The organism is Variovorax humicola (assembly GCF_037889915.1).
Classification (GTDB): Bacteria; Pseudomonadota; Gammaproteobacteria; order Burkholderiales; family Burkholderiaceae_C; genus Variovorax; species Variovorax humicola.
Genome location: NZ_JBBKZV010000073.1, coordinates 1 through 9,133 on the forward strand (window position 1 = coordinate 1; position 9,133 = coordinate 9,133).

6 protein-coding genes and 2 pseudogenes are annotated in these 9,133 nt (G+C 65.0%); all 8 read right to left on the reverse strand.

All coding sequences use genetic code 11. From position 1 onward, the window contains the following. Positions 1–105 precede the first annotated feature (105 nt). Positions 106–717 carry a DUF2345 domain-containing protein gene (locus WKW80_RS36725; RefSeq protein ID WP_340368488.1) on the reverse strand — a complete coding sequence of 204 codons (612 nt, stop codon included), beginning with the start codon at positions 715–717 and terminating at the stop codon, positions 106–108. Positions 718–729: 12 nt separating this feature from the next. Then, positions 730–2,631: pseudogene (locus WKW80_RS36730) on the reverse strand (type VI secretion system Vgr family protein); the annotation flags it as partial. 114 nt (positions 2,632–2,745) lie between these two features. Then, positions 2,746–3,033 (reverse strand): hypothetical protein, encoded by a 288-nt coding sequence (locus WKW80_RS36735; protein ID WP_340368483.1) that lies wholly within the window; start codon positions 3,031–3,033, stop codon positions 2,746–2,748. A 135-nt stretch (positions 3,034–3,168) separates the two neighbouring features. Further along, a complete protein-coding gene (gene tssL, locus WKW80_RS36740; protein ID WP_340368484.1) occupies positions 3,169–4,581 on the reverse strand; it encodes a type VI secretion system protein TssL, long form in 1,413 nt (470 codons plus the stop codon). A 98-nt stretch (positions 4,582–4,679) separates the two neighbouring features. Then, entirely contained in the window at positions 4,680–4,964 is a 285-nt protein-coding gene (locus WKW80_RS36745) for a PAAR domain-containing protein (protein ID WP_340368485.1), read from the reverse strand. 19 nt (positions 4,965–4,983) lie between these two features. Further along, entirely contained in the window at positions 4,984–6,651 is a 1,668-nt protein-coding gene (locus tag WKW80_RS36750) for a tetratricopeptide repeat protein (RefSeq protein ID WP_340368486.1), read from the reverse strand. A 7-nt stretch (positions 6,652–6,658) separates the two neighbouring features. Next, positions 6,659–8,650 (reverse strand): phospholipase D-like domain-containing protein, encoded by a 1,992-nt coding sequence (locus WKW80_RS36755; RefSeq protein WP_340368487.1) that lies wholly within the window; start codon positions 8,648–8,650, stop codon positions 6,659–6,661. A 41-nt stretch (positions 8,651–8,691) separates the two neighbouring features. Further along, a pseudogene (locus tag WKW80_RS36760) lies at positions 8,692–9,133 on the reverse strand (type VI secretion system Vgr family protein); the annotation flags it as partial.

Consider the following 9,133-nt stretch of genomic DNA (forward strand, 5'->3'; position numbering starts at 1 on the left):
CCCTGGAGGAGGGCTGCTCCATGGCTTTCGCGATCCAATCCGCATCGGTCTGGGCTGCGGTGCGCTCGGGCAGGAAGGGCGGGCTGATGATCATGAGGGCGCTCCTTACAGCGAGTGGAGGAAGCCGCCGCTCTTTTCGAGGTCGACGCGGGGAAGGTTGGTGGATGCAACGGGCAGGCTCTTGGGGCCGGGCGAGCTATGGCTGGCCGCGTGTTCGACCCAGCGGCCCCGGGTTCCGCTTTCGATGCCACTGCTGTTCCAGCGGGTGTAGCTGGTGCCGCCGTTGATGAGGACTTCCTCCTCGGCGTTGAGGGTGATCCTGTTGGCGCTGACGGTGATATCGAGCTTGGCGAGGAGGTTGACGCTGTGCTTGAACGCCTGGATGTCGATGTCGTCCTTGAAGGCGAAGAGCCGCATGCCGGCGCGGTGGGCGAACAGGCGTATGGCGCCCTTGACGCTGGCCAGGAGGCTCTTCTTTGCCGAGATACTGGTATGAGCGCCGCTGGTGAGGGCGATGTGCTTGTCGCTGGCGATGTGCGTGGAGCCAGCGGTGGTGCTCTGGATGCCCGCAGGGCTGGAGAGCACGAGGTGCGGCTCGGAGAGCTCGGGGAATTTGCCTTCGCCTCCAGCGCCGCTGCCCTTGATCGCGTCGTTCTGCGCCTTCAGTCCCTGGGTGACTTCGTCCTGGTCACCCTCCGAGTGCGCCTTGGCCTGCATGGCGGCCTCGGAGAGATTTTCATGCTGGTCGCGCGCAGCGGTCAGGCGCTGAACGGTTTCGCCCATGTCCTTGGCATGCGCGCGCGCGTTGTCGCGGCCTTCGGTGCTGATGTAGAGACCGTCCTTCGCGCGCATGGCGCCATGGCCGTCGGTGCGCAGCTCGAAGCCTTCGCCTCGCGGGTCCCTGCGCCCGGCGTTGTCTTCGATGCGCGTGATGTGCCCCAGGCTCAGCTGGCTGTGCTGGTGGTCGCTCTTGAGCTGGGCCTGCATCTTCTGCTCGGTGTCGTCCAGGATCAGGTGGTTGGAGCGGCCCGCCGCCGAGTTGCCGCCTTTCTTGGTGAGTTCCCTGCTTCTGAAGCCGCTGAGGGCCGACTGGCCCGGCAGGCTCCACGGCGGCAGGTTGGTCTGGTTGTGGACTCGGCCCGTGCACAGGGGCAGGTCGGGGTCGCCACCGAGGAAGTCGACGATGACCTCCTGGCCGATGCGTGGGATGTGGATGCCGCCCAACTGGTTGCCCGCCCAGGGCGAGCTGACTCGCAGCCAGCAGGTGCTGTGCTGGTTCTTCTGACCGATGCGGTCTCAGGGGAACTGCACCTTGATGCGCCCGAGTTCGTCGGTCCACAGGTTCTGGCCTTCGGGGCCGACGACGAGGGCGGTCTGCGGGCCGTGGGTGTGGGGCTTCGTTTGCGTGAGGGCCGGGCGCAAGGGCTCCTTGACGGGGTGGGCGGTGAGCTCGACTTCAACCTTCCATTGCTGCCTGCGCCCGGGCGCCGCATCCCTGATCTGGCTGTCCTGGGCGACGTCTTCGATGAGGAGGTGGGTGTCGAGGATGAGGTACTCGGCGTTGGCTTGCTGTCTCGGGTGCTTGGCGAGCCTGAAGGTGCACCCGGGGGTCATGCCCCGGAGGTTGCCGCTGGCCTGGGCTCTGGCGCCGTGGGTGCGCAGGGCCTGCATGCGCAGCAGGCTCAGGAAGCGGCCTTCCTCATGCGGGTCGTTGGCGTCGCCCGTGCCGGCCTTGGGCTGGGCGTAGTGGCTGGCGCCCTGGCTTGCGTGCCACTGGTAGACCTCGCCTTCGGCCTGGCCGGTGGGCCGGGGGTCGGCTCGGGTGATGCTCAGGTCGGCGCGGGGACGGGTGTAGTCGTAGTCACGGGAGGTGTAGCGCCCGCTGGTGAGGCGGTTGCGGGGGACGAAGCTGTGCAGGTATTCGGCGTCGGGTTTCCAGCCGGGGGCGTGGTATTCGACTTGCCGGTACGCCTCGCTCGGGTTCGCCTTGTAGGCGCCCATGTGGTCGATGAGCACGAGCCGGTGCTTGCCCTCGGAGTGTTCGAAGAAGTAGCTGATGCCCCATTCCTGGCACAGGCGCTCGAAGAAGGCGAAGTCGCTTTCGTTGTACTGGGTCTGGTAGTCGCGCTGGGGGTAGGTCTCGATGAGGCGCTTGTCGACGGCGAAGGGGTAGTCGGCGAGCAACTCGTCCAGGATGTCGACGACGCTCTTGTTCTGGAAGATCTTGCAGTCGGTGGCCAGCGTGGCCAGGTGCAGCCAGGGGCGCAGGGTGAGGCGGTACTGGATGTGGCGGCCTTCTTCGCCCCAGAAGGCCGCGTCGGCGACGAGGGCGTTGATCTGGCGCACACCGGCGCCGATGTGGTCGGTGCTGGCTCCGACGACGCCGGGGAGGAATTCGCCCATGCCGTCGAGCTGGATGGAGCAACTGATCTCGCGGCCGATGAAGTCGTCGAGGTTGAAGTCGGCTGCGCCGCTGGCGCCGAGGTTCAGTGCGTCAGGGGTCTTGAGCAGAAGCTCGTATTCGAAGAGGCTGTTCAGGCCCTCTTGGCCCGACAGGCGCACCGGCTGCAATGCAGGCGCGCCCAGAAAGATGGGCACGGCCGGGCCGCCAATGGTCAGCGTACGGAACATTCTTGTTTTCTCCCTGGGTTTCTATTGATCGCCGTGACAGTGGCGAGAACTTCGTCGGCAAGGGGGCTGGATGTCTCCCGAACCGCGGAGAAGCATATACCAGCGAACCCAAACTCAATCGTCTCCCACCCCGGGAGACGCACTCATGGTCCGCAAGCGCGAATTCCAGAACGCGACCGACGTCCGGTGCAGACGGGCGGGTCGGGGTCGCCGCCGGATCGCGAGGGCCAGCAGCACCACCAGAAGGCTCACGCGCACGCCAACCGTGGCCAGCGGACGCAGCCCGTCCACCGCTATCAGCGGCCCAACGAACCAGATCACCAGCGCCAACACGACCAAGCCGATGAAGGTCAGCGTCGCGCGGGAAAAGACGAAACTCACAAACGAATTGAGGTATTGCATTAAAAAATTCCTGAGGCGCTTCAGCCCACCGTCTTGCCGATGGAGCCGATCAGCACTGCACGGTGTTGTCGTCGGCACCCGTGATGACCTTGCCGCCGTGGGTGGTGGTGTCTCCCACCAGAATCACGCGCCTGCTCATGGCGTGCTCCTTTCCACCGGCGCCGCCGCCCGGCGGCCTGGCCCCGCAGGTGCATCGCCCTGCGTCACCACGATGTCCACCCGTCGATTGCGCGCCCGGCCGGCAGCCGTGGTGTTGTCCGCCACCGGCTGCGTGTCGCCCTTGCCCTCCACCACGAGGCGCTCCGACGCTACGCCGCTGGTCATGAGCACCTCCGCCACGGCGGCGGCGCGCCTCTCGCTCAGCGCCTGGTTGTCCGGGAACAGGCGCGTCTTGATCGGCCGGTTGTCCGAATGCCCCGCGACCCGCACCGTGCCCGAGACCTCGTTGATCTCGTTCGCCACCTTGGCAATCGTCTGCACAAGCTTCGCGTTCACCTGTGCTTGTCCGGGCACGAACATGTCGTCGCCCTTGAAGCTGACGGCACTGTGCGCGTCGTCCTCTTCCACACTCACCGTGCCGCGCGCGATTTCCGGCGCGAGCAGTTCCTTCAGGCGCAGCGACTTGTGCACCGGCGCCGGCGGCGGACGCAAAGCGCCGATCGCGCGTAGACCCGTTTCCACCTCATTGGTCTTCTGCACCAGCCGGTACTTGTACCAGGAGAACTGCGCCAGCAACACCAGCGACAGCAGCGACACCGTGACCCATACAGGCACGGTGCGCAGCAGCCGGAACTTGCCCACGCTGCCCACCCCCTTCCAGTGCGGCGAAAGGTCGCGCGGCACTTCGCCGCGCGCGGCCATCACGATCTCGTAGAGGCGGTGGCGGATGGCATCGTGATCGCGCCGGCCATTGGGGAGCGAGCGATAGCGGCCCTCGAAGCCCAGCGACAGGATGAAGAACAGCAGATCGATCAGATCGATGTGCTCCTGCGGCGAGGCGGCCAGGTGACCGATGAGCAGGAAGACCTTCTCTCCGCCAGCCGTGTCTTCGTGAAACTGCTGCGCCAGCGGATTCGTGGACCAGGCGCCGGTCTCCGCGCCCGACCCGCCGCCCCACGGCTTGCGCTGGACAGCCTCGTCGATGGCGGTGGTCAACGCATAGCTCGCGGCCACCATGTGCTCGTGCTTGATTTGCGCGCTGGTGCAGATCGACTGGAAGGTGGTGACCTCCCGCGTCAGCAGGCGACGAAACACATCGAGCTGCGTTGCATCGAGCTCCTTGGGCATTTCGCACAGCACGCGAATCAGCGGCTGCGCCGCTTCGAGCAGTGGGTTGACGGCAGCCTTCACGGCCTTGAGCCGCTCCTCGTAGAGGGGCTCGGGCACCAGCTTCACCGCCGAAGGCGCAGGCGGTGACGGGTTGCCCGTATCTGCGCGGTCTTCGGAACCTGGCTCTTCTTGAGGTGAGCCAATCGCCGGAGCCATGCGCGCGCGAGCGGCGCCGCGCCAGAGCGTCGGCTTGACCGGCGTTGTCGAGTCTTTATTCATCTGCACACGATCGTCAAAGGGAAAGGAAAGGGAAAGGGAAAGAGAAAGGCGAAGGGGCGACAGCCGGCGCGTGGCCGCCGGACGCAAGAGCATTCGGTTCAAACGGGCGCCGATGCGCTGCCGGTGCCGATCAACCTGCAGCCGCACTCCGTCCTGTGGCCTTCGAGGGCCACGGAAATGCCGTCCAGCTTGTAGCCGTCACTGCCCTCGATGATCGGATTCTCCCCGTGGGGCCTGCCGTCGGGGTACTTGCGCGGGCAATCGACCAGATCGCCCTTGCGCGCGATCGGCTTGCCCATGAGCAGGCGCTTGAGGTCGCCGGTGATGACGACGCCTTCGTGGTCGGTCGGGTCGCCGACCCTGATGATTCTTCTGCTTTGCATTTTTCTCCCTGGATGTGGATCAAGCCAGCGGCTTGCCCTGCTCGTCATGCAGATCGGTCAGCGTGATCTGCTTGCCCACGGGGGCGGGCTGGTTGGCGTTGTCGGCCCACAGCCACTGAACCTGATTGGCGTCGATGTCCAGATGCGCGTCGCGCGGATCGGGGAAGGGCTGGCCCTTCTCGACGTAGGCCTGACGGTTCACGTCATGAAACACCGTGGCGAGCAGGTGATCGCCTTCGATCTTGGGCTCCCAGATGCCGGTGCGCGGGCAGGGCCGGCCACCCCGGCAGATGACCAGCGGCGTCGGGATGCGGCTCATGCGGGCGATGCCGCGTGCGACTTCGATGGGCGGCGCAGGGTCGGCCAGCTTGACCAGCTCGCCCATGTAGTGCCATTGCACGCCCAGTACCTTGGCGTACTCGCCGAGGCTGCGGCGGTCGGGCGTATCGAACGCTTCGCCTTGCGCATAGCGCAGTGGCACCTGACGGCTGTTCCACTCGCGCTGGAACTCGCGCACGGATTGGGTCAGTTGGGCGAGCCAATAGCCGGAGTACAGCGCTGTCTGACCATTGAGCAGAGGTGTCATCTGCGCCTGGCGGCGGTCGAACTTGCCGTGCCACTCGGCGGCGGGGATCAAAGGTGTCTGCGGCAACGCATAGCCCTGCGGGATGTGAGCACGGCCGGTGTGCTGCGAGCCCGGGGTGGGTTGGACGGCGGGCGCGGGCATAACCTGCTTGGCCGCGTCGATGAGGGTGTCCTCGTCGCCGTCCCACTTGGGCAGCGGTGCGGGCGGCAGGGGAAGGATCTTGTCCAGGTTGGGGAAGCGCAGGTCGGGATTGTGTTCGAGCGCGTCCGTGAGGAGCCGGTAGCGGCCGGCGCGGCCTGGGTCCTTGCTGTTGTTGACCAGGGGGTCGCCATCGTCGAATGCGCCGAACAAATGCCTCGCACTCTCCATGCTGCCGAACTTGACGCCTTCGTGGAGGACTTTGAGGGCGCGGGCATAGTCGTCGCCTAATGATTTGTCCGCGCCATCAAGCACTAACCCCAACTCGAACGCCGCTCTCCCGTTCCCTTGCGCGACACCGCACTCCAGCATCTTGAATGCGACCTTGCGGTTGCTCCAAACCGACGGCGGATTGTCGTAAGTACCCCGGAGCTTGCGGCCCAGATACGCCATGGCACTCGGGCTTCCCATGTCGGCCGCCAGCTCCCAGAACGCATAGGCGCGGCTCGCGTCCTGCTTCACGCCCCGTCCCTCCATGTGGTATGTGCCCATCAGGTCGAAGGCCGCCGGGATGCCCAGCTTCATCGCCTCTTCCACGATCTGCACCGCGCGCTCGGTGTCGCGCGGCACGCCCTCGCCGTAGGCGTAGGCACTCGCCAAGTTGAGCATTGCCTTCCAGTGCTTTCGATCGGCTGCCTGCTGCCACAGTTGTGCGGCCTTTGCATAGTCGCGCTCCTTGGGCCACAAGTCACGGCTGGTGACACGCAGCCCCTCCTGGAGCCACGCCTCGGCCTGCGCGTCGATAGGTGGCACCGCATCGGCCTCGTACTTACAGACGAAGTCCTTGCGGTGCGGGTCGAAGGCCTTCAGGGACATGTTGCGTGGCAGGTTGTTCATGGAGCAGGCGTAGGTGGTGAACAGGATGAAGGCGAGGCCGAGGATTCTTTGAAGATGTTTCATCATGGATGACTCAGCCCATGCGGATGCGACTGGTGCGGTCGTCTTCGAAAGGCACCAGGAAGCCGGTGAGGGCATTGCCTAAGTCTTTGGCCCTGGCGTTGGCTTGCAGGAGCTTTTCCCACTTACGAAAGGTGTCTTCGATCTTCGCGGGACTTCCATCGCCGCCATCCTGCGTGCCCGCCGTATGAATCCCCCACACTCGCTTGCGCAAATCGGTGCTCTTCTCCACGCTGTCGCTGGCCACGTTGATCTCCGAATCCACCGCCATGCTGCGCACGTTCAGGTTGGCACTGCCGAGCATGAAGAAGCCATCGTCGATGAGCATGAGCTTGCTGTGGATGTAGATCTCGCGGTAGCGCGCCTTGAAGATCTTCTCGCGCAGGGCCTTGGTGCGCTGGCTGCTCAGGCTGACGTCCTCGCCCTGGGAGTTGTCGGTGGCTGTGCTTTCCCATTCCTTCAGACACTGCAGTTCCTCCCTTTGCGTGGTGAGGTACGCATCGTTGAAGGTCCATAGACTCCCCATCAGGGCGCGCAGGCCCATCCCTTCGAGGTCCTTGGCGATCACGTCCTTGTCGCCCACGGCGGCGGCGCTCTGGGCGATGGGCGACAGGTCCCCCTGGCCGTTCTGCCGGTGGCGCTTGAGCTCGTCCTCGACCATCTTGTCCTGGTTGCGCATGGAGGTGCCGTGGCCCAGCGCCCTGACGGTGTCGTGCGTGCGCGGCACCATGAAACCCTTCTCGGGCGTCGGGATGACGGCCATGACGTGCAGCTTGGGCAGCTTTGATGGATGCCGGGCGCAGGCTCTCCAGCCTTCCGCGTACTCGGCGCGCAAGGCTTTCAGGTGCTCCGCCCATTCAGTGTGTTGGAAGTACTGGTTCTCCACATAGATGTAGCGGCGGGCGAAGCTGCTGGCCTGCCTGTACAGGCGGGCGATGGTCTTTTCTTTTTCGGTGGGCTGTGTGCGCACGATCTGGGCGCTGTGGCGCGTGCCGGTCAAGGTGCGGGCCAGGCCCGCCGGAGGGCTGGCGGGGTCGTGCTGGCGCGTCAGTTGGGCGCCTCCGCCGCTGGCGCGGTTCCACGCATCGTTGAAGTTGCGGCTGACTTCGACGAGGGCTTCGCCCTGAATGCGACAGGCGTAGTCCTGGTAGGGCTTGAGGCCAGGCTGTTGGTCGTTGGCGCCTTCCCATGCCTCGCCGCGCTTGGGGTCGCTGAACTTGTGCTCTTGGGTGTCCCAATAGTCGGTGACGCTGTTTAGACCCATGACGTAACCCACGGCGCACATGCCGTTCTCGTATTCATAGTCGATGAGGATGGTTTTTTGGTGATCGGTGGGCACTACCTTGAGGCCCAGGTTTTCCACCTTGCCGCGTTTGCCGGCCTCGTCCTTGAGGCTTTCGTTGACGGCACTACGGTCGTTGTTGCGCGTGCGGATGGCCAGGTGCTCGATGCGGCCGTGGAAGGCGTCCTGGTACCAGGTGGCGTTGAAGTCCTTGCGCTGATCCGGCCGCGTGACGGCCACGCCTTCGGTCCAGTCGTCGGAGTTCAGGCTTCTCGCACGTTGCGCGGTGGTCTTGCTGTCGTGGCTGTAGCCTGGCATGTTGTGTGCGCCGAGCAAGGTGCTGCCAATGAAGCCGCACCACGACAAAAGCCGCACCTGCACGGGCTTGCCGTCGTTGTATTTGCCCGCCGCCACGTCACGCAGGAGGTCGCCCCAGGTGTCCCCGCGCGGCCAGGTGTATCGCTCCTTGCGCGTCAGTTCCATCGCGGGGTCGAATCCCCAGCAGATGATTTCCACGCTGCTCTTGGCCTTCTTGAGGTCATCGGCAATCTGGCTGAAGGCTTCCTCGCCGCAGATGTAGACGTGGAGGTTGTTGTTGTGGCGCACAGGGGCTGCGCGGTCTTCGGCCTTTTCAAGAAACCATTGCGAGCTGAACGTGGCCTTGCGCGTGTCTTGCGCGATAGGCACGACGCTCTTGTTGTGGGTGTCGGTGATGATGGTCAAGATGCTCCCTCTTTGGTGGCGAGTTGTTTGATTGGGACGGCTTATTCGCCTTGCCGAAATTGCCTCAGGCGATCCTTTGCACCGGCCTGTGCGGCACGGAACCCGCGAGCGGCAAGTTCGTCGTCTTGGGCCGAAAGCTGGCCGGGCACCGGCAGATCGATCTCATGGCCGTTGCGCAGCCGGACGGTGTATTTCGAAGTGCCCGGCTGGTGGTTCTTGATGGCCACATGGCCGCAGGCATCGGTGATGCCGTCCTCGACCTTCGAGCCGCCCTTGTAAAGGGTGTAGGGCTCGTCGGCGAGCACTCGCCCATCCGAGGGGTGCGACTGCAGCACGAGCTTGAGGTTTTGTTGGAGCTGCGAGTCCGCACTGGGCAATTGCGGCACGGGCACGTTGTCCGGCCCGACGAAGTTGTGCGAGACGGCGTGGTTGACGTAGCCGCCCGGGGTCGCATCGGTGATGCCTTTGGCGTTGAGAACCGTA

Bases quoted from the DNA above. Each gene is read 5' to 3' on its own strand.
- WKW80_RS36745 (WP_340368485.1), bottom strand. From the start codon at position 4,964: ATGCAAAGCAGAAGAATCATCAGGGTCGGCGACCCGACCGACCACGAA.
- WKW80_RS36750 (WP_340368486.1), bottom strand. From the start codon at position 6,651: ATGATGAAACATCTTCAAAGAATCCTCGGCCTCGCCTTCATCCTGTTC.
- tssL (WP_340368484.1), bottom strand. From the start codon at position 4,581: ATGAATAAAGACTCGACAACGCCGGTCAAGCCGACGCTCTGGCGCGGC.
- WKW80_RS36735 (WP_340368483.1), bottom strand. From the start codon at position 3,033: ATGCAATACCTCAATTCGTTTGTGAGTTTCGTCTTTTCCCGCGCGACG.
- WKW80_RS36725 (WP_340368488.1), bottom strand. From the start codon at position 717: ATGCAGGCCAAGGCGCACTCGGAGGGTGACCAGGACGAAGTCACCCAG.